The organism is Neobacillus bataviensis, assembly GCF_019969725.1.
This window is the reverse complement of record NZ_JAHXYW010000001.1, coordinates 419,079-443,613: the sequence shown is the minus strand read 5'-3', so window position 1 is coordinate 443,613 and position 24,535 is coordinate 419,079. Positions and strand designations below refer to the sequence as shown.

Annotated in this window: 20 protein-coding genes; 9 read left to right on the top strand and 11 right to left on the bottom strand. The window is 38.9% G+C overall.

The window, feature by feature from the left end:
• Positions 1–3: 3 nt before the first annotated feature.
• The gene (cysC, locus tag LC455_RS02230; RefSeq protein WP_223587927.1) at positions 4–600 is read left to right on the top strand and encodes an adenylyl-sulfate kinase; all 597 of its coding nucleotides are present in this window, start codon (positions 4–6) and stop codon (positions 598–600) included.
• A gap of 10 nt (positions 601–610) precedes the next feature.
• Here cysC and LC455_RS02225 read toward each other — a convergent pair whose 3' ends face one another.
• Both LC455_RS02225 and LC455_RS02220 read right to left on the bottom strand, forming a co-directional pair.
• On the bottom strand, positions 611–1,240 hold the full coding sequence (locus LC455_RS02225; RefSeq protein WP_317851392.1) for a YitT family protein: 630 nt from the start codon (positions 1,238–1,240) through the stop codon (positions 611–613).
• 90 nt (positions 1,241–1,330) lie between these two features.
• Positions 1,331–2,491 (bottom strand): polysaccharide deacetylase family protein, encoded by a 1,161-nt coding sequence (locus LC455_RS02220; RefSeq protein WP_223587926.1) that lies wholly within the window; start codon positions 2,489–2,491, stop codon positions 1,331–1,333.
• A gap of 440 nt (positions 2,492–2,931) precedes the next feature.
• Here LC455_RS02220 and LC455_RS02215 point away from each other — a divergent pair, with 440 nt between their 5' ends.
• The 3 genes from LC455_RS02215 to LC455_RS02205 all read left to right on the top strand — a co-directional run bounded on the left by LC455_RS02215 (position 2,932) and on the right by LC455_RS02205 (position 7,393).
• Positions 2,932–4,401, top strand: a complete 1,470-nt coding sequence (locus LC455_RS02215) for an amidohydrolase family protein (protein WP_223587925.1) — start codon at positions 2,932–2,934, stop codon at positions 4,399–4,401.
• 126 nt (positions 4,402–4,527) lie between these two features.
• Positions 4,528–6,093: a glutathione ABC transporter substrate-binding protein gene (locus LC455_RS02210; protein WP_223587924.1), complete on the top strand. Its 1,566-nt coding sequence runs from the start codon at positions 4,528–4,530 to the stop codon at positions 6,091–6,093.
• Positions 6,094–6,169: 76 nt separating this feature from the next.
• Entirely contained in the window at positions 6,170–7,393 is a 1,224-nt protein-coding gene (locus LC455_RS02205; RefSeq protein WP_223587923.1) for an amidohydrolase, read from the top strand.
• 27 nt (positions 7,394–7,420) lie between these two features.
• Here the strand turns inward: LC455_RS02205 and ncs1 are convergent, their stop codons facing one another.
• From ncs1 to LC455_RS02165, 8 genes are all read right to left on the bottom strand, one after another.
• On the bottom strand, positions 7,421–8,878 hold the full coding sequence (gene ncs1, locus LC455_RS02200; protein ID WP_223587922.1) for an NCS1 family nucleobase:cation symporter: 1,458 nt from the start codon (positions 8,876–8,878) through the stop codon (positions 7,421–7,423).
• A 7-nt stretch (positions 8,879–8,885) separates the two neighbouring features.
• Positions 8,886–10,208, bottom strand: coding sequence for a hypothetical protein (locus LC455_RS02195; RefSeq protein ID WP_223587921.1), 1,323 nt, complete (start codon positions 10,206–10,208; stop codon positions 8,886–8,888).
• Positions 10,205–10,897 carry a response regulator transcription factor gene (locus LC455_RS02190; RefSeq protein WP_223587920.1) on the bottom strand — a complete coding sequence of 231 codons (693 nt, stop codon included), beginning with the start codon at positions 10,895–10,897 and terminating at the stop codon, positions 10,205–10,207. Before LC455_RS02190 ends, LC455_RS02195 begins: the two co-directional genes overlap by 4 nt.
• Complete coding sequence (locus LC455_RS02185) at positions 10,897–11,646, bottom strand: sensor histidine kinase (RefSeq protein ID WP_223587919.1); 750 nt, start codon at positions 11,644–11,646, stop codon at positions 10,897–10,899. Before LC455_RS02185 ends, LC455_RS02190 begins: the two co-directional genes overlap by 1 nt.
• A gap of 100 nt (positions 11,647–11,746) precedes the next feature.
• A complete protein-coding gene (locus tag LC455_RS02180; protein WP_223587918.1) occupies positions 11,747–12,742 on the bottom strand; it encodes an ABC transporter ATP-binding protein in 996 nt (331 codons plus the stop codon).
• Positions 12,742–13,761, bottom strand: a complete 1,020-nt coding sequence (locus LC455_RS02175) for an ABC transporter ATP-binding protein (protein WP_223587917.1) — start codon at positions 13,759–13,761, stop codon at positions 12,742–12,744. The genes LC455_RS02180 and LC455_RS02175 overlap by 1 nt, the downstream gene beginning before the upstream one ends.
• 18 nt (positions 13,762–13,779) lie before the next feature.
• Positions 13,780–14,700 carry a nickel ABC transporter permease gene (gene nikB / locus LC455_RS02170; RefSeq protein WP_223587916.1) on the bottom strand — a complete coding sequence of 307 codons (921 nt, stop codon included), beginning with the start codon at positions 14,698–14,700 and terminating at the stop codon, positions 13,780–13,782.
• Between the two features lie 26 nt (positions 14,701–14,726).
• Positions 14,727–15,581 carry an ABC transporter permease gene (locus LC455_RS02165; RefSeq protein ID WP_223588667.1) on the bottom strand — a complete coding sequence of 285 codons (855 nt, stop codon included), beginning with the start codon at positions 15,579–15,581 and terminating at the stop codon, positions 14,727–14,729.
• A gap of 334 nt (positions 15,582–15,915) precedes the next feature.
• Here LC455_RS02165 and LC455_RS02160 point away from each other — a divergent pair, with 334 nt between their 5' ends.
• The 3 genes from LC455_RS02160 to LC455_RS02150 all read left to right on the top strand — a co-directional run bounded on the left by LC455_RS02160 (position 15,916) and on the right by LC455_RS02150 (position 20,133).
• On the top strand, positions 15,916–17,493 hold the full coding sequence (locus LC455_RS02160) for a glutathione ABC transporter substrate-binding protein (protein ID WP_440446370.1): 1,578 nt from the start codon (positions 15,916–15,918) through the stop codon (positions 17,491–17,493).
• Positions 17,494–17,556: 63 nt separating this feature from the next.
• Complete coding sequence (locus tag LC455_RS02155; RefSeq protein ID WP_223587915.1) at positions 17,557–18,795, top strand: amidohydrolase family protein; 1,239 nt, start codon at positions 17,557–17,559, stop codon at positions 18,793–18,795.
• Positions 18,796–18,909: 114 nt separating this feature from the next.
• A complete protein-coding gene (locus LC455_RS02150) occupies positions 18,910–20,133 on the top strand; it encodes an amidohydrolase family protein (protein WP_223587914.1) in 1,224 nt (407 codons plus the stop codon).
• A gap of 43 nt (positions 20,134–20,176) precedes the next feature.
• Here the strand turns inward: LC455_RS02150 and LC455_RS02145 are convergent, their stop codons facing one another.
• Positions 20,177–21,889, bottom strand: a complete 1,713-nt coding sequence (locus LC455_RS02145; protein ID WP_223587913.1) for a PucR family transcriptional regulator — start codon at positions 21,887–21,889, stop codon at positions 20,177–20,179.
• 217 nt (positions 21,890–22,106) lie between these two features.
• Between LC455_RS02145 and LC455_RS31635 the strand changes: the two genes are divergently transcribed.
• Both LC455_RS31635 and fdrA read left to right on the top strand, forming a co-directional pair.
• On the top strand, positions 22,107–22,994 hold the full coding sequence (locus LC455_RS31635) for a DUF2877 domain-containing protein (RefSeq protein ID WP_223587912.1): 888 nt from the start codon (positions 22,107–22,109) through the stop codon (positions 22,992–22,994).
• The gene (gene fdrA / locus LC455_RS02135; protein WP_223587911.1) at positions 22,988–24,535 is read left to right on the top strand and encodes an acyl-CoA synthetase FdrA; all 1,548 of its coding nucleotides are present in this window, start codon (positions 22,988–22,990) and stop codon (positions 24,533–24,535) included. Before LC455_RS31635 ends, fdrA begins: the two co-directional genes overlap by 7 nt.

The following is a 24,535-nucleotide window of genomic DNA, read 5'->3' as shown; positions in this document are numbered from 1 at the left end:
TAAATGGGGAATAGCAACATTACTTGGCATCAATCCGCTGTTACAAAAACAGACCGCCATCAATTAAATCGGCATAAAAGCTGTGTTTTATGGTTTACCGGTTTATCAGGCTCCGGGAAATCAACGTTGGCTAACGCAGTAGATCATGCATTATTCGGACTTGGCTTTCGAAGTTATGTATTAGATGGAGACAATATCCGCCATGGCTTGAACAGTGATTTAAACTTCAGGCCCGAGGACCGAAAGGAAAATATTCGTAGAATTGGGGAAGTAGCGAAGCTTTTTGTTGATAGCGGTCATATTGTTTCTTCGGCATTTATCTCTCCTTTTCAGGGGGACCGCGAACTTGTTCGCCAGTTATTCGAACCTGAAGAGTTTATTGAAATCTTTGTTAAATGTCCTATTGATGTATGCGAGGATCGGGATCCCAAGGGACTATACGTAAAAGCGAGAAAGGGGGAAATCCCTGAATTTACAGGAATCTCCTCGCCATATGAAATTCCAGATAATCCAGAAATCATTATTGAAACGAATAAACTATCAATTGATGAGTCAGTCGAGGCAGTCATTGCCTATTTAAGGGAAATGAAGATCCTGTAGGAGGGATCTTCTATTTTTTTCTCCAGTTTGCAGATAAAAAACTTAGTTTTTGAAACTTGAAACTATAGATATAGTCAATAATATTGGTAGAGAAAAATTGGCAAATAATTGCAAATACAACGATTTTATAGTTGATAACAAGTGCGGTTAATAGAAAAATAATAAAATTTATGCCCATCATTACTTTCCCAGGGCTCCATTTCTTGTAGTTGGCGATCATTAAAGCCGGAATGACCATTCCTCCGCTCGAAGCACCTGCGCGAATCAACAAACCTACTCCAATACCAAAAAAGATGGAGCCGCTTACGATATCAAACAATAAATTTATATGCTGAAAGGGGACTTGAGAAGTTAAGAAGCTGACAACTGTAGAGGTTGTTGCAACTGAAATAATTGTTCGTATTGTCCAGGTGAACCCAAAATATTTTAAGGCAAACATTAAAAAAACAATATTAGCCAGCCATAAGGAAAATCCAAGTGATAAATGAAACCAGTGATTCAATAATATTGCTAGCCCTGCTGCGCCTCCAGAAGGAATCGAGTGCGGAAATAAAAAGATAGACATAGAGAAACCTTGCAGCGCAGCTCCAAATAGTAAACAGAAATAGGTTAACAGTGTTTTTTTCATATTCAGCTGCAATAATCCCTCCCCAATAAACCTTCCTTGTCCATTTTATGATTTCTTTCTATAAAAAATGCAAAAAGGGCGGCTAGGTTTGCCGGCCCTACTTTAATTTAATAGTTCTGTTAGTGTAACCAATTGGTAGCCTTGTACTTGGAGCCACGGAATGACGTCGTCGACTGCTTCAGGGGTATTGATGCCCCCAATATGCATAAGAATGATATCGCCATTGCTTGCACCTGCTTTTATCCTTGAAACGAGTGTCTCGGTTGATGGCTGCTGCCAGTCAATCGTATCGAGAGACCATTGAATGCTGTATGGATAACCTGCCTGCCCAACAGTTTTTAATGCTAAGGGGTTGTAAGAACCAAATGGAAAGCGGAAATAGGGCTGCGGGGATTTTCCGGTCGCTTTTTTAATCGCCTGATCCGCCTTAAGAATATCCTGCTTAAAGGCAGCGGCAGACGTTTTTACTGCATCAGGATGGGAATAGGAATGGTTGCCAATTTCGTGTCCTTCATCGGCAATTCTTTTTGCAAGGTCTGGATACTTTTCAACCCATTTGCCAGTAAGGAAAAAGGTTGCTTTAAGATTATATTTTTTCAGAACATCTAAGATCGCAATCCCTGCGGCATCACTTCCGGCATCAAAGGTTAAGGCAATTTCTTTTTTCTGCAGGCTGCCGTTAGAGATGAGTACGGATGAAGCTGTAGTTGGAGGTGGATCCTGCTTCGGCGGTTCAACAGGCGGAGGGGGCTCTACGTTTTTTCCATAAAGCTTTAAAATCTGTCCTGTATAAATGACATTGGATTTAAGGTTATTCCATTGTTTAATTTTTACCACTGTTACTTCTGCGCGAGTTGCAATGGCGTATAGTGTATCCCCTTTAACAACTTCATACTTCACAATTTCATCAGCGGGTACATTAATTTTTTCGGGAGTTTCCGGCGTTGGGTTATCTGGTTTTCCCTCATTTGGAGTTTCCGGCGGCGGATTCTCCTTAACAGGTGGATCTTCTTTGCCTGGAACAGGACCGTTATTTTGACCGCTGTCAACAGGAGTCTCAACAGTGGGTGATTTAATTGGTTTACCTTGGTCAAATATGTTCAGAGTTTGAAAAAATAACATGTATAGGACACCTATAAAACTTATCGCAGACAGGCTAAAGTAAATCCACTTTCCGGCCGTTCTTTTGATTTTGGAGATCACACCTAACACCAGAAAAATGGTGAAAATGAGAAAAAGAAGAAGGATGATGACTTGTAGCATCTAAATTCCCCCCTTTATTTACTGCAATACCAGGGAGCAGAAATCGATTTGGAAATTCGTTCATTTTTTTGGAGTCTAAAAGGGGAATCCGTTGCAGTGAGGGTGAGGTTAATAAATAATTTCTGCCTTAATTATACCATATGAGCAATTCGCCCATACGTGCGAAGAAATTAGATAAATACTTCTTGGAAAAAAAGGCAAATTGTCTTTTATCAAAGGAGATGAAGGACAAAATGCACCATTGAAAAAGGCCTCGATCACTATGAAGAGCACATAACGTACCCTCTTACAAATCGTAATGGGGTATTTTTGGAGGTTTCGAAATTTAGAAGTAAAAATATTTTAAAAAATAGTAATTATTCCGAAAATAAATAAAATACTATTTCTTTATAATTAATAGGAAGTACTATGGTCCACTCTGACGAAAGGAGCTAGATGAAATGAAAACAAAACTAAAAGGCAGATACGTCATCGGTTTTGATGGCCATGATCACGTCCTAATCGAAAACGCTGAAGTCGTTTATGAACACGACACCATTATTTATGTTGGAAAAAATTACGCAGGTGAAGTAAACGAGGAAATCGATGCAGGGAATGCTGTCATAAGTCCAGGCTTTATCGATTTAAATGCTCTCGGGGATATTGACCATGATATCCTACATGTAGAGGCTAGTTCGAGAAGACAGAAGAACCTGCTTTGGTCAGAGCAGTATGTTCAAAACGGGCATCATGAGGTCATGACCGCTGAAGAGGAGGCCTTCAAATCCCTTTACGCATATTCACAACTGATTCTTCATGGGATCACGACTGCGATGCCAATCACATCTGTTTTTTATAAAAAATGGGCAGAAACGTATGAGGAGCTTGCTGCGGCAGCACATCATGCCGCTAGTCTGGGATTAAGAATTTATCTTGGTCCAAGCTACCAATCAGGGATTAGAGTGGTACAGCCTGATGGTACGATTAAACTATACTGGGATGAAGCGGCAGGAAAAGAAGGTTTACAGCGGGCAGTAAGGTTTGTGGAGGAATTCGACGGCACAAATGATGGATTGGTCAGGGGGATGCTCGCACCGGAACGGATTGAGTGTCAAACGGCAGAAAGTCTCACACAAACAAAATATTTTAGTGATCAATTAGGTGTTCCCATTAAACTACATGCAGCCCAGGGAAGCTTTGAGTACCATGCCATTTTAGAAAGGTACGGAGTAACACCAATTCAGTATTTATATAACCTCGGCTTCTTAGGTCCAAAAACGGGAATTCCCCATGCTCATTTTATTGCTGGATATAGTGACACGCAAAAAGGTGAGGGTGATGATATTGCTCTTTTAAAAGAAACGAACACTACTGTCATTCATTGTCCATTAATCATTGGCAGACATATGTCAGCATTAGAATCATTTGCAAAATATAAAAGAGCGGGAATCAATTTGGCGCTTGGAACAGATACCTTTCCACCGGATATGTTCCAAAACATTCGGACCGGAAGTATGTTTTCACGATTCATCGAAAAAGAACTAGAGGATTCCACCTACGCAGATTTCTTCCGGGCGGCTACAATTGGTGCTGCAAAATTTCTAGGAAGAGAGGATCTCGGCCGACTTTCAGTTGGCGCAAAAGCAGATATTATTGCCATTGACTTAGATGGTTATCATTTGGGAGTTCTTGACGATCCAATCCGGACTATGATTGCAAGTGGATCAGGAAGGGACGTAAAGCTATCTATTATCAACGGAAAAATCGTAATGAAAGATCAAAAAATCCCTAATTTAGATTTAGAAGAAATCAAAACAAAAGGACAGAAGTATTTTAACAAGATGAGAAAGGGCTATTTAGAAAGGGATTATCAGAGATTGCAAGAAAATGAATTATTTCCTCCTTCCTTTAAAGTAGTAGATTCTATTTAAATTGTTAAAAAGAAGTAAAGATATTGAAAATTAAAGTAAATATTTTCGAAATAAAATTATCTGAATATTTTCTATAATTAGACAAGTAATAACAAATATTATAAAAATATTCAGGAGGTAGAGTCGATGAATGCAATTCGGGGGGGAAGAAGTTTATTTCTGGTGATGCTGGTGTTGTTTCTTATTACCGGGTGCTCAACCAATAAGGACGTGAGCACAAAAGAGACTGGGAAGAAGACAGCGTCAAAAGACGGTGGGACACTAGTGATAGCCCGTTTGTCTGATGCAGAAAACTTAGATCAGCAGTTTATGTCTACCATTAATGCAGCAAGCGTTACACACCGCAAAGTGTATGAAGGTTTAGTTGGCCGTGATAAAAATGCCGAAATCCAGCCATTATTAGCAGAAAAATGGGAACAGTTGAATGATACCACATGGGAATTCAAATTAAGAAAAGGTGTTAAATTCCATGATGGTACCGATTTTAATGCTAATGCCGTGAAAGCTACATTTGATCGCCTCTTAGATCCTAAGGTAGCTTCTCCAAGAGCTGTTGTTTTTAAAATGGTAAAAGAAGTAAAGGTAATTGATGATTATACTGTTCAGTTTATTTTATCAGAGCCATTTTCCCCGCTGCTTTCAATTTTGGCAAGCCATGAAGGCGGAATTATTAGTCCGAAAACCATCGAAAAATACGGAAAGAACATTATTAAAGAACCAAATGGAACAGGCCCATTTGTTTTTGAATCGTGGACGCCTGGACAAGAAATTGTCTTAACCAAAAATAAAAATTATTGGGGAGAAAAAGCAAAGGTCGACAAAGTAGTATTTAAAGTCGTACCCGAGGAAACCACCAGAATTTCCATGCTGGAAACGGGAGAAGCCCAAATTGCTGAACCGCTTTCGGTCCCAATGATGGATACGGTCGCAGCTTCGCAGGCAGTAGATGTTTATCGAAGTGAAGGATATGGAACCGAATATATTGGATTTAACGTTCAAAAGAAACCATTTAATGATGAAAGAGTCCGGAAGGCCATTGCCCATGCAGTTGAAATGGATTCCATCCTGAAAGGGGTTTATAACAACGTAGGGAAGAAGGCTAATTCGTTATTAGGTTCAAAAGTTTTCGGCTACAATCCTGATATGAAAGCGTACGAATATAACTTAAATGAAGCGAAGAAATTACTGGCTGAGGCAGGTTATCCAAATGGCTTTGAAGCGACTCTTAAAACAATGGATAGCAAAGAAAGAGTGAATATGGCCGAAGTACTTCAATCACAATTAAAAGGGATTGGAGTAAAATTAAAAATCCAGGTGTTGGAGTACGGTACCTTTGTTGACCAAGCAAACAAGGGAGACACTGAAATGTTTATCCTGAGCTGGAGAAATGCGACGGGTGATGCCGATTATAATCAGTATAACCTTTTCCATACAAACTCACAGGGTGGAGCTGGGAATACCTTCTTCTACAGTAATAAAGAAGCGGATCGCTTAATTGAAGCTGCCCGCAGTGAAAAGGACCAAGAAAAACGGAAAGAATTATATGCCCAGTCACAACAATTAGAAATGAAAGAAGCGGTTTATATTCCAGTTCGAGTTATTGAAAATTTAGCAGCTGTCTCAAAGGATGTAAAAGGCTTTGCTATTAGTCCATCTGGCTATCTGGAATTAAATGATGTCTCAATAAAATAGACTCTATCAGATAAGAGGGATATCCATTGGATAACCCCTTTTATCTTGTTAATAAAAAATGAAAGGAAGTTTTGAAATGAATAACAAATATTGGTTACAGAATGCTCGGTTAGAAACTGGACATAAAAAAGAGAATGAAAGAGTTGTAGGAACAAAGACAGAACTTTGTCACCTTTTAATAGAGGATGGGAAAATAGCAAAAATCATCAAAGCTTCAGAACAAAGGGAAGATGATTATCCGGTTAAAGATGCAAAAGGCCTGCTTTTGCTCCCTTCCTTTATTGAAAAGCATGTCCATCTAGATAAAACTTACATGGGTGATGCTTGGCGCGCATGTATCCCGGCTAAAGGGGTAATAGACCGCTGTAATATTGAAAAAAATATTCTCGCATCCATCCCATCCAGCACACAACAGCGGGCAGAGGCGCTGCTTGAAGAGCTATTATCCTATGGTTCCACACATGTTCGAACACATGTCGATATTTATCCTGAAGTGAAATTGCAAAATTTAGAAGGCGTGCAGCATGCCTTAGAAACCTATTCCCATAAAGTAAGTTCAGAAATTGTAGCGTTCGCCCAACACGGGTTACTCCGTCCCGGAACACCAGAATTATTACGAGAGGCGTTGAGGAACGGGGCAGGACTTGTGGGAGCTGTCGATCCAGCGACGGTCGATCAAAATATTGAAGCCTCGTTGGTCCAGTTAATGGATTTGGCAGTTGAAGGGAATGCCGATATTGATTTGCATTTACATGATCCTGGCCATTTAGGTACATTCACGATGAAGCGACTTGCCATCTTAACGAAAGAAGCAGGCTGGGAAGGAAGAGTAGCAGTCAGTCATGCTTTTGGTTTAGGAGATGTCTCTCGTGAAGAAGCAATTGAAATGGCGGAAATTTTAAGAGATGCAGGAATTTCAATTGTTACAAGTCTTCCAATTGGAAGAAACATTCCTCCTGTAAATCTTTTAACTGAATATGGTGTGGAAGTGGCTATCGGCAACGATAATATCTATGATTCGTGGTGGCCGACGGGAAATGGGGATGTCTTTGAAAGAGTTGGAAGATTAATTGAACGCTGCCGCTGGACAGATGAAGTATCACTCGCACAATCCTTAAAATATATAACTGGCGGAATAACTCCTTTAAACAAAGAAGGCAGTCGGGTATGGCCAAAAGAAGGAGATACAGCCAATATAGTATTGGTAGAAGCAAGCTGTTCAGCAGAGGCCGTTGCAAGGCGTTCAAACCGAAAAGCCGTATTTTTCCAAGGTAACTTGGTTTCTGGGTCGTTAACTTAATTTTTATAGCAAAAGGGGATAATGCCCTTATCCCCTTTTTGGTATGCTTGCTGTATTCTGACCCAACCGGCGGGCAATAAACCAATTGCTAAAATAATAGAATATTAGATAAAGAATAGCAGAAACAAGGATTCCACTAAACCAGGATACCCTATAAAGCGGTTCAAGGCTTGGGATAAATTTTCCTAGTAAGCTTAGACTGCCGGCCAAAAGAGTAGATAGTATGGCAGGAATATGATATTCATTCGTTATTCGCATATTGATTTTTAAAGAATACAACTCTTGTAAATTAATTTCTTTTTTATTTATTAAAAAGTAATGCACAAGCATCACCCCGATTACAGGACTTAACATTCCTCCAACCATATTTAAAAAGGTAAAAATACTTTCAGGGTTCTCCATAAGCTTCCAGGGCATAATCAGTAAACCCATCACCGCAGCAAGTATTGCGCCAGATTTAAAGTTGAGACTTTTCGGTAATAAGGCAGCAAATTGAGAACCGGCAGGAATAATATTTCCAACAATGTTAACAGATAATGTCGATAAACAAATGGTTAGCAAAGAAAGGACAATTGCAAATTTGCTATCAAATCGATCGATCACTTCAAGAACATTCCAAATGGGTACCCCAAAGGCAACCTCTGACCCAATGATAATCGTAATACTAGCAATGGCAAACAATAAATAAGTACTCAAAAGCCCAGCAGCTTGACCCCAAAATTGTTCTTTATTGGATCGAGAATATCTAGTCACATCCGAAACGCTTAGTATTTGCGCTACCCACGTGGCTAAAATGGCGGAAATGCAGCTTAAAATAATTAAAATACTATTTCCGTCTACACCTTTCGACCGATAGTTTAAGATGGGAGCGATTCCTCCGGCAAAATGAATGGCCCAAATTGCCATTCCGCCAAAAACCACAAAAACCAAAGGAGAGAGCAGCTTCGTTAACTTCCCTAATGATTTGATGCCGGTAAAAATAAATAAAACATTGATGATCCAAAAGAGCAAAAAGGAAATAAGACTGGACAGACTTAATCCTAAAAAGCTCCAAGTAGCTCCTAATGCTGGATAGGGCGCCCAAATTTCCCCAATCAATATGGTGACAGCCAGGCTGCCAGCATAGGTTTGCAGTCCAAACCACATAATCGCTGCCACAACTCCCCTAAGTATTCCCGGAAAAATGGCTCCTTTCCGACCAAAGCTTGTCCGGATTAAGATTGAGAAGGGGATTCCATATTTCCCTCCGGCATGCCCATTCAAGATCATCATAACTGACAAGATGAGGGCTGAAAGGATAATGATAAAAAATACTTGCCATATGGATAAACCTAACGCAAAAAAACCACCAATCGTAACGTAGGATGGGACATTATGTACGGAGCCCATCCAAACGGAGAAATAATGTCCAAATTTCCAGGTACGAGCTTCGGGGGCTGTTGGTAATAAATCCGGGCTATACATCATGGAATCTTCTTGTTTCAATTAAGACTCACCCCGACTTTCTTATAGGTCTATAACGTCTTGAAAATTGTTGATAAATCATAACCAATATACAGATAACACCAGATATAATGAAACTTACCCAAATGGTCAGCAAATTGTCGTTCCAGGGTATTAGTAACAAACCACCTACAGTACCAATCAAGGAGGAAAGTGGAATGATTACAGGTAAAGTTTTGTTGCTCAGTATAATAAATAACATCGGCACTATGATTGCTGCATAAATATTTCCGGAGAAAAACAAAAGCTGCAGTGGGTTAGGTGAAAGGATACTCACAATAAGAAGTAAACCAATACACACGATACCGGAAAAAATGTAGGAAAATTTCCATTTCTCACGATCCGATAAAGGACGAAATAATTCTATTATGTTTTTAACAACCAAGGTTGTCGTGGCATGGAGCTCTGAACTAATGGCAGACGATATGACACTAAAGCAAAATAAGACAAATAAAACAATGAGCATGGTTGATTGAATTTTATCCACAAGTTCAAACAGCAAAGAATATATATTTTTGTAGCTTCTGCCAAACATAATAATCATGAGGAGTGAGGTAAAGGCCAGTGGAACCGTGGCCCAAATAACACCTGCAAGGGTAAAGGTCATCTGTACTTTTTCTCGTTGAATAATAAAAACTCTTTGCCATGTTGCCCGGTCAATCATGGCCTGTCCAAAACCAATCAAGATAGCTGTGAAAATAAACCAGATCGAATCTGTATTTTTAAAGAATAAAATGTACGGATGATATAATTTGATTCCCTCGTAAACAGGATGAACACCTTCCTGGATATAGAAATAGACAGGGATAACGATAACGGTCCCGAAGATTAAGGTGACATTCACACCTGCAAGTTGATGGATCCGCTGCATTCCACCCACTCCCCCGACAAAAAAACAAAATCCTAAAAACAACAACATCCCAATAAAAACAGGAATAGGGAACATAATGTGAATGAGAATTCCGGCACCCATTGCCTGAATAAATAAAGAGTGCAGGCTCGTAAAAATAAGCACAGCGATGACAATCCAGTAGCCGGCAGGTGTTAATTTTTTTCTTAATACATCCCCAATCGTTTGTTCCTCAGGGAATTTATCACGCAATACCTTGGCAATAAATCCAAACAAAATGAGAGCTAATGCCCCCATTAATGAATAGCCGAGTCCTCCTGTTAATCCGTATTTAATTAACGTTTCAGGAGAGGAAAGGATGGTATTGCCTGTTATCCACCTTGCTAAAAGACTGACAACCCCAAAGCCAACACCTAATTTAATTGCACCGCTAATATAAAATTGATAAGAATTCTTATTCAACGGTATGTCTCCTTTAAACGGTAGTCACGGGGTGATTGTCCAGTCATTTTTCGAAAGATTTGACTAAAGTAGTGCTGGCTGTTAAAGCCGCATCTTTCAGAGATTGTGCTAATGCTTAAATCAGGGGAATCGATTAGCATTTTTTGCGCTTCTTTTAAACGGTAATCATTTAAATATTCCGAAAAGCCCATCCCGACTTCCTCATGAAATTTTCTGCTTAAATAAGCAGGGTTAATGTGGATTTTAGACGCCAAATAATTCAATGATAATTTTTCACTATATTCCTGGTGGATGATTTGTAATGCGTTTATGATTGGCTCAGTATATCGCCCCAACCTTTCATACTTACTCAATACACCCATCAGCTCGTCTTCAATAACAGGCTTTGTAATGTAATCAACAACCCCTAATCTTATCGAGGCCTGTGCATATTCAAAATTTTGGAATGCTGTCACCATAATAATGTCCATCGAATAAGAACTGGTCAGTTCCTTCGCTAACTCCAAACCAGATTTTCCTGGCAGCTGGATATCTAAAAAAGCAAGAAAGATTTCATGTTGTTTGATAATTTGAAGGGCTTGGGAGGCATCCAGGGCCTTGAAAAATTTCCAGTTTGGAAATTTTTTCTGAATTAAATATTCAAGTTGTTCTAATTCAAGCGGTTCATCATCGACTAAAAGGATATTCATTACATTGCACCTTCTTTTGCTAATGGGAAAATGGCGGTTACAGTGGTCCCAATATCTGTATTGTTTAATGTTACGGAAGTACGATCTCCGGGAAAAAGAATCTCAAGCCTTTTGGCGATATTCTCTAATCCAAGCCCGCCATCGTTAGATTGGAGGACCTGTCCTTCTAGAGCATTATTCCAAACGGTTACATATACTTCTTCATTTTTTTTATTAATTATGATTTTTAAAAAGGCTTCACCGATATGCTTTTCAAAGGCATGTTTAAAGGCATTCTCGACAAGAGTTTGAATTAAAAAAGGGATAATAACTGATTGGCCAACCTCTGGATCGATCGATATTTCATAATGAAGTCTTTCACGAAACCTTATTTTTTGTATTTCCAAGTAGTAATTAATATAAGATAATTCCTCATTGATTGTAATAAGGGGGGAATTGGTTTTATATTTAAATTTAAGTAATCTTGAAAGAGTTTCAATCGAGCGAATTAGTTCCGATTTTCTGTCTAACCTGGCTAAGCTTAAAATCGAATTTAATGTATTAAAGAGAAAATGCGGCTGGATTTCTTGATTTAATTGATTATATAGCGCTGTTTGCAGCTCTTTTTCAAGGGCAATTTCCCGTGTTTGTTTTTCTAGAAGGTCAATTCTTTTTTCAAATACAAATAAGAACAACAAGGTAAAAGCACCTAATAAAGGGGCTAACACACATAGCATGATATAAAGGGAGAAGGTTTCAATATTAAGCATGGAACGAGATGCTCCTTTAGATGTAGAAAAAGGGAGTCAAACCTCACTCCCTTTTTTAATATAATATTTTATCTAATTTATTTCATTTTTGAAAATAGCTTTATTGGAATAGCTGCTCTGCAAAATGGCAGCTGACATAATGATTTTTATTTATCTCGCGTAAAGCAGGTTCTTCTATTTTACACCTCTCTGTCGCAAACGGACAGCGGGTATGAAAACGACATCCGCTAGGCGGGTCGATAGGGGAGGGGACATCTCCTTTTAATATAACTTTCTCCCTTGAATACGTTGGATTTGGAACAGGAATAGATGATAATAATGCCTTTGTATAAGGATGATGCGGTGAATCAAATAGTGCTTTCTTTTCTGCAATTTCAACGACCTTACCAAGATACATTACCATAACCCGGTCAGAAATATGACGTACGACACTTAAATCGTGCGAAATAAAAAGGAAGGTGAGTTGAAATTGATTTTGCAGCTTTTTTAATAGATTTAGTATTTGCGCTTGGATGGATACATCTAAAGCAGAAACCGCCTCATCACAAATAATTAATTTAGGATTTACCGCAAGAGCGCGGGCAATTCCAATCCGCTGTCGCTGCCCTCCGCTAAACTCGTGGGGATAGCGATCTAGTGCTTCCTCAGGAAGACCGACATAACCAAGTAATTCTAACATTCTTTCCATCCGTTTTTCCTTCGGAACAACTTGTTGAATCGCCATTGCTTCATTTAATATTTGCTTGACCGTTTGCCGTGGGTTGAGTGAGGCAAAAGGATCCTGGAAAATAACCTGCAGATCTCCTCTAAGCTTTCTCATTTCTTTTTTATTAAAATCGAGTATATTTTGCCCAGAATATAAGACTTTTCCGTCTGTCGGTTCATCCAGTCTTAAAATCGCTCGTCCAGTCGTTGATTTTCCGCAGCCAGATTCACCGACAATACTTAACGTTTCCCCTTCATAGAGATGGAAGGAAACATCATCAACAGCTTTTACATAGTTTTTTGGTTTAAATACGGAGTCTGTCTTAACTGGGAAATACTGCTTTAAATGATCCACTTCTAATAATAATTTCTTTTTTTCCACAGTTTGCATTATTGTACAGCCTCCTTTTCAATAACTTGACCAGTCCATTTATCTGTATACATCCAACAGCGAACCTTTGAGCCATCAGCTTGTTCTACTAACTCCGGCTGTTTGGAATGACATATTGGCTGCTGGAAAGGGCATCTTGAGGCGAACCTGCAGCCAATCGGCATATTATAAGGACTTGGGACACTGCCTTCAATCGTTTGTAATTCTTCCTGATCTTCGTGAATCTTCGGTAAAGAATTTATTAACCCTAGGGTATAGGGATGCTTTGGGTTGGTGAAGATGTATTCGGTAGCTGCATGCTCGACAATATTGCCGGCATACATAACTGCAACGGAGTCACATGTTTCTGCGACAACTCCCAAATCATGTGTAATCATGATGACACCCATGCCTAACTTGGTTTGCAGGTCTTTAATTAACGCTAGTATTTGTGCTTGGATCGTAACATCCAAAGCTGTCGTTGGTTCGTCAGCAATTAATACCTCAGGGGTACAGGCGAGTGCCATCGCAATCATGACCCTCTGGCGCATACCGCCGCTTAATTGGAAAGGCTCCTGCTTTGCCCTTTTATCAGGAGAGGGGATTCCAACGAGTTTGAGCATTTCAATGGATTTAGTCCATGCTTCTTTTTTTCCCATATTTTGATGTAGTCTTAAAGCTTCCGCAATTTGTTCACCAACCGGAATGACGGGATTTAAAGAGGTCATCGGCTCTTGGAAGATCATTGAAATTTCGTTTCCGCGAATTTTCCTCATTTCGTCCTCTGGAAGGGACACCAAATCCTTTCCTTTGAAAAGAATCTGCCCGCCCGCGATTTTACCAGGAGGGGAGGGGATTAAACGGAGAATCGAAAGGGATGTCATACTTTTCCCACAGCCGGATTCGCCGACAATACCCAAGGTCTCACCCTTTTTAAGTGTAAAATCGATGCCATCTACTGCTTTACTTACGCCCCGCTTCGTATAAAAATGGGTTTTTAATCCTTTGACTTCTAATATAGGTTTGTTTTTCTCAGTCATGTCTACATTCACCACCTATTAATTTAATTCAATCCGTTTATTGAAGAATCGATAAAATACATCTACAAATAAATTCACGATTACGAAGATAAGCGAGGCCATTAATACTCCGCCCTGGACCATTGGTAAATCGCGCATCCGAATCGCATCTACAATCATACGGCCTAGTCCATTGATGGCGAATATCGATTCAACAAGTACCGTTCCCCCAAGAAGAGAACCAAATTGTAACCCCACTACGGTGATAACTGGAATTAGAGCATTTCTTAAAGCATGTTTATAAATAATTACGCGTTCACGAAGTCCTTTGGCACGCGCTGTCCGGATATAATCCTGACGAACGACCTCTAACATACTAGATCTAGTCATCCGGGCTACGATGGCGGCACCCCCGGCACCTAATGTAAGGGACGGAAGAATAACATGCAAGATGCTGTCCCATCCGGCAACGGGAAGAATTTGCAGCTTAACGGAAAAGAAATACATCATCATCAATCCAAACCAAAAGCTTGGAAGTGAAATCCCTAGAAGGGCAACTAACATTACACCTGTATCTGTAAGGGAGTAAGGCTTTATTGCTGAAATAATCCCAGCAGCCATCCCTAAAATGATGGTGATAAGAATACTAAAAAATGCAAGCTCCATGGTGATCGGTAAGCGAACCATAATTTCATCCAAAACTGGCTGGCTATTTTTTAACGAAGTGCCAAAATCACCATGAAAGATATTCGTTAAGTAATCAAAATATTGAACCAATAAAGGCCGGTTTAATCCTAATTGTTCACGAATTCCATTAATAGTTTCTTTAGAAGCCCCCTCACCTGCGAGCAAAACGGCAGGATCACCAGGAACGAGCTGCATAATGAAGAAAACAACGAACGTTACCCCGATTACGACCGGGATGGTTTGTAATAAACGACGAAAAATAAACATTAACATTGATGGGCCATCCTCCTTTTAAACTATTATTTTTTCATTCGTGGATCGAACGCATCGCGTAATCCATCTCCGAAAATATTAAATCCAAGTACGAGTATTGATATCGTTAACCCTGGGAAAATAGCAATATAAGGGGCAGAGAACAAGAAATCCCTTCCATTACTTAACATCGTTCCCCATTCAGGTGAAGGGGGTTGTGCCCCAAGACCAAGGAATGACAATCCTGCTGCGGAAAGAATCGCAGTAGCAAGTCTTAATGTCCCTTGGACAATAATGGGTGAAAGAATATTCGGAAGAATATGTTTAAAAATAATCGTCAAATCATTGGCACCTAACGACCTTATGGCATCGATATACTCGAGTCTTTTGACCTCAAGGGTAGAGCCGCGGACAATACGGGCAAATAATGGGACTGAAAACGCCCCAACTGCAATCGTAACATTAATCAGACTTGGTCCAAGGGCGCTAATAATCGCAAGAGCAAGTAAGATTCCCGGGAAAGCCAGCATAACGTCCATCATTCTCATAATGATAGAATCAACCCATTTTCCATAGTAGCCGGCGACAAGTCCAAAAATAATACCGAAGAATGCACCGAAAAATACAGCTGCAAATCCAACACCCATGGAAAGTCTTGAACCGTAAATAATCCGGCTTAAAATATCTCTTCCTTTATCATCTGTTCCCATCCAATGGTCACCAGAGGGCGGCATTAATTTATTTTCCAATTTTATTGCATATGGATCATAGGGAGCCAAAAGTGGGGCAAAGATCGCGATGAGAATATAAAAAACAATAATCACTGCCCCAACTAAAGCAGCTTTATTTAACATTAAAACAGATAAGAAATCTTTCAATTTAGATTGTTTTGGTTGACTCATAGATTGTTTGATTACGACAGAACGCTCTGTTTTCACTTCTACTGACATGAAAAAACCTCCTTATATTTTTTGAAAAAACATGATGCTGACTCTCGCTGGTTAATCCCCCTTCCAAACCATTTTTTCAATGGGAATATGTACAAATTATCAAAATTTTAATGAATGTAAATATTTTTTAAATTGTTTGTCAAAATAGTTAAAAATTCAGTAAATATTCTGTAAATATTCTTGTTCATCATCTTCTATAATGCAGATAAGCAAATTTAGAGGCAGGTGAAATTGGTTACATCTTAGATTCTGAATTTTTAAAAAAACAACAAAGGAGCAGGGGAAAATGGAGAGAAAAAGACGAACCATTAAAAATGGCATTCTATTTGTATTAATTGGATTAATGCTGATGATTGCTCAAGCATGTTCTACAAAACCATCTACATCTAATGAGTCAGCAAATAAACAAGAAGGGCCAAAGCAAGGCGGAACCCTAACCGTAGTCAGGCTTTCTGATGCAACTAAGCTAGACCCGCATTTTATTACCGATATACCTTCCGCAAATATTGTTTATCAAAAGGTTTATGAGGGCCTGGTTGAACCAGATAAAGATTTTAAAATTCAACCATTATTAGCGAAAGAGTGGAAAGTGATCGATGGTACTACTTGGGAATTTAAATTAAGAGAAGGCATAAAATTCCACGATGGTGCACCATTTAATGCAGATGCTGTTAAAAAAACCTTTGATCGGTTGCTCGATCCGAAAACAGCTTCACCGCAGCGCGAAAAGTTTTCAATGATTAAAGAAGTGAAAGTTGTGGATGAAAACACGGTTCAATTAATCCTTGAATATCCGTATGCGCCACTTCTATCTATTCTGGCAAGTAATGAGGGAAGTATTATTAGTCCAAAAGCTTTGGCAGAAAATCCGGATTCATTATCTCAGCATCCAGTTGGGACAGGGCCTTTTGTGTTCGAGTCTTGGAAGACAGGACAAGAAATTTCCTTAAAGAAAAATGAAAACTATTGGGGCAAAAAACCTAATATTGATCGTGTTGTATTCAAGGTTGTACCTGAAGATGCTACTCGTCTTGCCATGATTGAAACAGGAGAAGCACAAATCAATGACCAAGTACCTGTAACAGAAATTGATCGCATTGAAGCCTCTGATAAAATGGCTCTTTACCGTACAGAGGGACTAGCTGTTGAATATCTTGGATTCAATGTAAAGAAAAAGCCATTTGATGATGTAAGAGTTCGTAAGGCAATCAGCCACGCGATTGAAAGAGAAGCCATTATCAAAGGTGTCTATAATAATGTAGGAACGCTTGCAAATGTAGCGATGAGCCCGAAAGTGTTTGGCTATAGTGATAAAGTTAAGCCATATGACTATGATTTAAACGAAGCAAAGAAACTATTAAAAGAAGCTGGCTATGAAAAAGGCCTTAAAGTGACATTATTAACGAGTGACCGAAAAGAACGTATCAATATGGCAGAAGTTATTCAATCTCAGTTAAAAGGGATTGGCGTAGATGTGAAAATCCAAGTTATGGAGTATGGCGCATATATCGGTATGATTGAAAAAGGTGAGCACGACATGGCGATTGGCGGTTGGGGAAATGCAACAGGAGATGGAGATTACAACCAATATAACCTATTCCATTCAGCATCTCAGGGACCTCCAGGAAACCATTTCTACTATAGCAATCCTGATGTAGACAAAATGATTGAAGACGCACGAAGAGAAACAGATGAGAAAAAGCGTTTAAAACTTTATGAAGAAGTTATGCAGAAGGAAATTGACGATGCCGTTTATGTTCCAATCCGAAACTACGAGCATATCGCTGCCTATAGTAAAAATGTAAGTGGATTCTGGTTAAATGCTGCAAGTTATTTAATGATTGATGATGTAGTCATAAAATAAGAAAAGGGAAAAGTACTTTTGAAAAAAAAGTACTTTTCCTAATTTAAATTAGGAGGAATTGGGATGACAACATTTTGGCTGACAAATGTCCGCTTAGAAAAAGGATTTACATATGAAAATGATCGTATTTCCGGTACAGAGACCGAACTTTGCCACTTAAAGATTAAAGACGGAACCATTACTGAAATTACAAATATAAAGCCTGAAATGGACGTAAAGCAAAAGGATGCTAATGGTATGCTTCTGCTTCCTTCCTTAAGGGACATGCATATCCATATCGATAAAACATATTATGGCGGACCATGGAAAGCCTGTACACCTATCACCAACGGTATTTTTACTAGATTGGAAGAGGAGAAAGAATTACTTCCGAAGCTGCTTCCAACGGCTCAAGAACGGGCTGAGAAAATGATTGAATTATTATTGAAAAACGGACATACCCATATTCGCACCCATTGTAATGTGGATCCCGTTATCGGTTTGAAAAATTTAGAGGCAACTGTAAATGCCTTGAAAAAATACGAGGATGTGCTCACCTATGATATTGTCGCATTTCCACAGCATGGACTATTAAAAAGTGATTCAGTGCAGCTCATCCGGAATGCCATGAAGAATGGCGCCACATTAGTTGGCGGGGTTGACCCTGCAACAGTGGACCGTAATATCGAAAAATCCCTATTTACCATCTTTGATATTGCGGTTGAAAATAATAAAGGCGTCGACATTCATCTTCATGATCCCAACACCTTAGGGGCATTTACTTTTGAAAGGATGGCACATTATACAAAGGAAGCAGGGTTAAAAGGAAGATCCACCGTTAGCCATGGGATTGCATTAGGCGATTTAAATGGGGAAGCACTTACGGAAATGGCTGCTATTTTAAAAGATCAAGAGATGGATGTGACTACGACAGTACCGATTAATCGGGCGACGATTCCGATTCCAACTCTAGATAAATTAGGTGTTCCCGTTTCTGTTGGCCATGATAGTATTACGGATCATTGGTCCCCATTCGGGACAGGCAATACAATCCAAAAGCTAGGAACTCTTGCCGAAAGATTCAGATTGAGCGACGAATATTCTTTATCTACTGTCCTTAAGTACGGAACTGGCGGTGTGACGCCACTTAATGAAAAAGGAGAGCGCGTCTGGCCAAAGGTTGGCGATGAGGCAACCATGATGCTCGTCCATGCATCATGTTCAGCAGAAGCAGTTGCAAGAAGAGCAACCGTAGAAGCGTTGTTTTTCAAAGGGAAAAAAGTGGAAAGCAAGCTGACAGAAACGGATTCAGTACGAGTTTAAGATGTAGGCTGTGTTAAACGCTGAAATTATATTATTAACCCTGTTGATTGGAGCGAAGCGCCTGGAGTGCAAATCAACAGCAATTTTAAAAGAGACATATAAGGAGGAGATACAATGACAACCTCATATTGGTTAAAAAATGTACGGTTAGAAACAGGCTACTTCCAGGATGAAAAGGGAGTCTATGAAACAAAGACAGAACTTTTTCATTTAAAAATACAAGATGGAAAAATAGTCGAAAAGCAGAAGAACCGTTTTCCCATAACATCCGGCGAGAAAACGGTTGATGGGAAAGGATATTTGGCCGTGCCAACTTTTAAAGAAATGCATAACCATTTAGATAAAACCTATCTTTCACTAAATTGGAAAGCCCCAATACCAGCCAAGAATTTGGAAGAACGATTACGTCTGGAAGCGATGGAGCTACCGGAATTGGCTTCAACCACTAAACAGCGGGCAAGCGCCATGATCGACTTACTGCTATCACAAGGTGCTTCACATATTCGCACTCATGTAAATATTGACCCCTATATCGGTTTAAAAAATTTAGAGGGCGTCAAAGCAGCTCTTGAGGATTATTCAGATAGACTAACCTATGAAATTGTCGCCTTCCCACAGCACGGACTTTTAAGAGAGAATGTCCTACCGCTAATGAGAGAGGCGATGAGATCAGGTGCGAATCTAGTTGGCGGCTTAGACCCAGCCGGAATTGATCATAATATCGAAAAGTCTCTTTATGAGGTTATGAACCTTGCAGTAGAATTTGATGCTGATGTTGATATTCATTTGCATGACGGCGGCCATGTTGGTTTTTATACAGTCGATAAATTAGCAGAATTGGCAGCAGACGCAAAATGGTACAATCGCGTTGCTGTCAGCCATGCCTTTTGTTTAGGTGATGTTCCGCTCCCGCAGCAAGAAGAAATTGCTGATAAATTAAGTGATTTAGGTATGTCAATCATGTCCACTATCCCTATAAACAGAACATTACCGCCAATCGAGTTATTTGAACAGAAGGGTGTCAATGTCTTCCTTGGCTGTGATGGCTTCTATGACTCATGGGGCCCATACGGAACAGGGGATCTATTAGAAAAAGTAACAAAGTATTGTGAGCTTTATCGGAAAAGTGATGAACGTTCGCTTGCCCAGTCGTTAAAATTTGCAACAGGCGGACCAACACCATTAACTAAAAATGGAGAAATGGCCTGGCCGCTTAATGGCGAGGATGCCAACCTTGTTCTATTAAATGCTTCTTGTTCAGCAGAAGCCGTTGCCAGAACACCAAAACGTGAGGCTGTTATCTTTAAAGGGAAAGTGGTATTTGGTCAACTCCAATAAGTGTTATAGTAAAAGGTCCCGTCTAGAATTTGGACGGGACCATTCATTTTGAATCTAATCGCAAGTTTTTATTTAAAAGTCTAAATATCTTTAAAGAAAGTTGAATCTGCAGCAGTTCCTCTGAATTTTTTAAATCGGTATTCAAGATCTCCTTTATTTTTTCAATCCTGTAAATGAGCGTATTTCTGTGTAAGAACATTGCTTTTGCTGTTTCACTGGTATTAAGATTATTTGAAAAATAATTCTCTAATGTATAAAGATAACCGGTTCCGTGTAATTGATCATGTTCATAGATTTTTCCAAGATGCTTCATAAAAAAGTCCTCTAATTCTAGATCTTTAATATTGGAATCCAGGAAATAATAAACGGAATGATCTTCAAAATGAGATATCCCGCCGCGTTCATCAAATTTTTGCATCAGCCTTAAGGATTCATTAGCTTCTGAAAAACTTTTGTGCAGCGAATGGATCTTTTCATACTGCCTTCCAATTCCAATTAGTAGGATGGTATCATTCAGTTGTTTTTTGAGAATATCATAAATTTTTGAACCGTAAAGCTTCGCTTCGACTACAGTAATCGGCGGTCTATGTTCATTCTGACCAATTAAAATGATAATGCGGTTATTTCGATAAAAACAAGTAATCTCCCCGTTTGCTAAATTTGAATGATCATAGATTAAGTCCACACATTTTCTGGTTCGGATTTCCAATTGGACTTTTCGTGCAATGAAGTCAATATATTTGTCCAATTCCTTTGACTGAATATCAATGACGATACAATAGTATTTATAACTAGAATTTAGTCCATGCAATTCACTCAAGGTCTGGATGGTTTCACTGGAGGTTATTTTTCCAGTTAATAAATCATCAAAGAAATCTTCCCTAATTTTTAATTTTACTTCCTCGATTTCCTTTGCTTTAATCCTTTCTAGCGCCATATTGGTTGACGCCTGTTCTAAAATAATAAAGTCAAACTCCGATAATTCACGGACTGTCTGCCAAACAACTAAATACCCATAAATATTATTGGATACAGCAACAGGAAGAATGCGGCATTTTATTTCCATCCCTTCTAAACGATACATCCGATTAATGGATTTCTTCATTTCACTGATGTTGTGTGGAATGGTTTCGATGAATTCATTTTTGAATACAGATCTGTTTTTGACTAAATCAAGACAATAGGCGAGCGGGATTTTGTTATCGACATGCTCAGTATAATGTAGTAATTTCCAATCATTGTCTACTAAAATAATCGGATTATTAATTGTTTCCGACAGCATTGATGAAATTTTCTCAATTCCACCGCCTTCAAGGGTAATTCTAAAAAACAAGTTATGCATGTCCAATGTTTTTCTATTCAAGAGGTCGTATCTTCCAGAAGCCTTTTCATTAATGATAGAAATAACTCTTGATAATGTATATTCAAAGGGTAACTCGATTAATGGCAGCCCTAACTTGTCAGCGTGATCGATCATAGCTTGCGGCAGAGTCTCGAAGTATCGTTTCATTTTTACAATAAGGCCAGCACAATTGATTTGTGAAAGTTCGTTAAGTATTCTAATTTGTAATTCTGTATCATCTTTAAAAATGTATCCAGTTGATAATAGAAGTTCATTAGGTGAAAGCCAATCAAAGGCCTCTGGATTTTCAATGATGTTAACCAATGATATTTCATTATTAATTCCTTTTTCTCCTGCCACTATTTTTAAACCATCGATAGCTTTTATTTCAAAAAGATCTTTAACTCGAAGCAATCCTTACCTCTCCCTTGTCAAAAATTCCACACATTTCATTGTGCACGATGCACAAATGAAAATAGAGCTTTTTGGTTTGATTAAACGAAGACTGTCTTATGCATTATTACTAAAATAATCATGTAAGGGTTTTAAATTGTCAAATGAAATTGTAAGGGGGTTCAATTTGAATATTAGAAATTAGAGCTAAAAAGTCTGGATCTATGAGGTGTTTTTCGTGAGAAATATATTATCTGGTGATGTCGATTTTATCAAGAGAATAAATGGCTCTAATTTCTTAGGATTTGTTCATAGTGTATTTAAGCGGACCTTTAATATTCAATGTTTCGATAGTGGCGAGTTATTCACGATTGCATGCAGATCTATTGATAATGCACCCAATACGTTAATTGTTGATACAGAAAATACTAGTCAATGGAACATTGAGGTAAATGACAGGGTGTTTGTGGAAGATAAAATCTTATACATCTCAAATAAACTCGCCTTAAATATTAGTCAAGCAATTACAAGGGAAAGCCTTCTGCCGCCGTATCCAAACAATGAAGAATTCCTCCTTCACAATGTTAGGAGGGCAAGGAAATACATTGATTGTCAAGGTAAAGGCGGAGGGATAAAAAAATGCCCAAAACCCTTAAACCCATTTGAAGCTGAAACGTGCAAAATGCTTGAACAGCGAACTAAATCTCTTTTAAATGATTTAGCCATGAATCGAATAGACCTTGCAATTAAACATGCCGTTTCATTGGTAGGACTTGGACCTGGGTTGACACCATCAGGGGATGATTTCTTAACTGGATTATTTATAACCTTTCATATGGCGCACAGTCCCCTTTTTGAACACAGGTCATTTTGTGAAAAAGTAACAAAGAAAGCCAAACCATTAACGAATGACATCAGTTATTCAGCGTTAAAGCAAGCATCCATTGGTAAAGTGAGAGAGTCTATCATTTCATTGGTTAACTCCTTGTTAATTGGGAATGAGGATGACTTAATTCTCTCTTTAAATAAAGTATTAAACATCGGTTCTTCATCTGGGACAGATCTAGCCCTAGGACTTGTCTGCGGATTAGAAGCCAATATAAAAGCAGGAGGTAAACTATGTTAGTTCAAGCCTTAATTAAGCCAAACACATATTTCGATTCAGTTTCTTTAATGTCGCTATCAACGAAAGCAAATCAAATTGATGGTGTGGAACAGGCCATTATTGCAATGGGAACAGAAATGAATAAAGAGGTTATGAAAAATGTCGGTTTAATGACAACTGAAGTGGAGGCAGCTGGCACAAGTGATTTAATCATTGTAGTAAAAGCTGAAACTGACGAACTTTGCGAAAACGCTTTCGCAAAAATTAATGATTTATTTACTAAAAAAGATTCAGGCAAAAAAGGGAAAAGTGATATTAAATATTCTACGATTTCCGCGGCAGCCGAAAATAACGAAGATGCGAACTTGGCGATTATTGCTGTAAATGGGGCATATGCAGCCAGAGAAGCAAGAAAAGCTCTTGAGAATGATTTACATGTCATGATGTTCAGCGACAATGTAAGCATCGAAGATGAAATTCAATTAAAGAATTTAGCTCATGAAAAAGGTTTATTAATGATGGGCCCTGACTGTGGAACAGCAATTATCGGCAATACAGCCCTCTGCTTCGCAAATGCTGTAAGAAAAGGAAACATCGGTATTGTTGCGGCATCTGGAACTGGCAGCCAAGAGGTAAGCGTACGCATCCACGAATTTGGTGGCGGAATTTCCCAATTGATCGGTACAGGTGGAAGAGATTTGAAAGAAGAGGTAGGAGGAATCATGATGCTTGATGGTATTCAAGCACTTGAAGACGATGAAGAAACAAATGTAATCGTTCTTGTTTCAAAGCCGCCTGCATCTAGCGTAGAAGAGAAAGTGTTAGCAAAAATTAAATTATGTAAAAAACCGGTTGTCGTTTGGTTTGTTGGCGGTGATGAAGAAAAAATTACTGCTGCGGGCGCCCATTTTGCAAAAATGTCCAAAGAAGCTGCACTTAAAGCAGTACTTTTAGCTGGAGCAGATGAAAGCAAGTTAAACAAACGAGCATTAAATATTCCGCTTATTGAAGAAGTTCGCACAAAGTTAACTGCGGAACAGAAATATATTCGTGGACTTTTCAGCGGCGGAACGTTGGCTGATGAAGCAATGCATGCGGCAATGGAGAAGTTTGACAATGTTTACAGTAACATTCAAAGAAATCCAGAATTTCGTTTGAAAGATAGATATACAAGCCAGGAGCATACATTTATCGACTTTGGCGATGATGAATACACGCAAGGTAAGCCGCACCCAATGATTGATCCGTCTACTCGTCTAGAAAGGTTTATTCAAGAGGCAAAAGATCCATCCGTTGGTGTAATCGTAATGGACTTTGTTTTAGGCTACGGTGCTCACGAAGATCCAGTCGGAGCATTCCTTCCTGCCATTATAGAAGCAAAACAGAAGGCGGAACAAGAAGGAAGACATTTAGAAATCATTGGATATGTACTTGGTACAGAATTAGATCCGCAAGATTATGAAGAGCAAATAAATAAACTGTTGGCTGCTGATGTAACTCATGCAAGCAGCATGCAGAATGCAGGTTTATTGGCTCGTGAATTTGTTGTGAAGGGAGAATAG

What these genes read in the sequence shown, in the direction of transcription:
- LC455_RS02180 (WP_223587918.1), bottom strand. Translation starts at nt 12,742, where the DNA reads ATGCAAACTGTGGAAAAAAAGAAATTATTATTAGAAGTGGATCATTTA.
- LC455_RS02160 (WP_440446370.1), top strand. Translation starts at nt 15,916, where the DNA reads ATGGAGAGAAAAAGACGAACCATTAAAAATGGCATTCTATTTGTATTA.
- LC455_RS02215 (WP_223587925.1), top strand. Translation starts at nt 2,932, where the DNA reads ATGAAAACAAAACTAAAAGGCAGATACGTCATCGGTTTTGATGGCCAT.
- cysC (WP_223587927.1), top strand. Translation starts at nt 4, where the DNA reads ATGGGGAATAGCAACATTACTTGGCATCAATCCGCTGTTACAAAAACA.
- nikB (WP_223587916.1), bottom strand. Translation starts at nt 14,700, where the DNA reads ATGTTAATGTTTATTTTTCGTCGTTTATTACAAACCATCCCGGTCGTA.
- LC455_RS02220 (WP_223587926.1), bottom strand. Translation starts at nt 2,491, where the DNA reads ATGCTACAAGTCATCATCCTTCTTCTTTTTCTCATTTTCACCATTTTT.
- LC455_RS02150 (WP_223587914.1), top strand. Translation starts at nt 18,910, where the DNA reads ATGACAACCTCATATTGGTTAAAAAATGTACGGTTAGAAACAGGCTAC.
- LC455_RS02190 (WP_223587920.1), bottom strand. Translation starts at nt 10,897, where the DNA reads ATGAATATCCTTTTAGTCGATGATGAACCGCTTGAATTAGAACAACTT.
- LC455_RS02210 (WP_223587924.1), top strand. Translation starts at nt 4,528, where the DNA reads ATGAATGCAATTCGGGGGGGAAGAAGTTTATTTCTGGTGATGCTGGTG.
- LC455_RS02175 (WP_223587917.1), bottom strand. Translation starts at nt 13,761, where the DNA reads ATGACTGAGAAAAACAAACCTATATTAGAAGTCAAAGGATTAAAAACC.
- LC455_RS02155 (WP_223587915.1), top strand. Translation starts at nt 17,557, where the DNA reads ATGACAACATTTTGGCTGACAAATGTCCGCTTAGAAAAAGGATTTACA.
- LC455_RS02165 (WP_223588667.1), bottom strand. Translation starts at nt 15,581, where the DNA reads ATGAGTCAACCAAAACAATCTAAATTGAAAGATTTCTTATCTGTTTTA.
- fdrA (WP_223587911.1), top strand. Translation starts at nt 22,988, where the DNA reads ATGTTAGTTCAAGCCTTAATTAAGCCAAACACATATTTCGATTCAGTT.
- LC455_RS02205 (WP_223587923.1), top strand. Translation starts at nt 6,170, where the DNA reads ATGAATAACAAATATTGGTTACAGAATGCTCGGTTAGAAACTGGACAT.
- LC455_RS02185 (WP_223587919.1), bottom strand. Translation starts at nt 11,646, where the DNA reads ATGCTTAATATTGAAACCTTCTCCCTTTATATCATGCTATGTGTGTTA.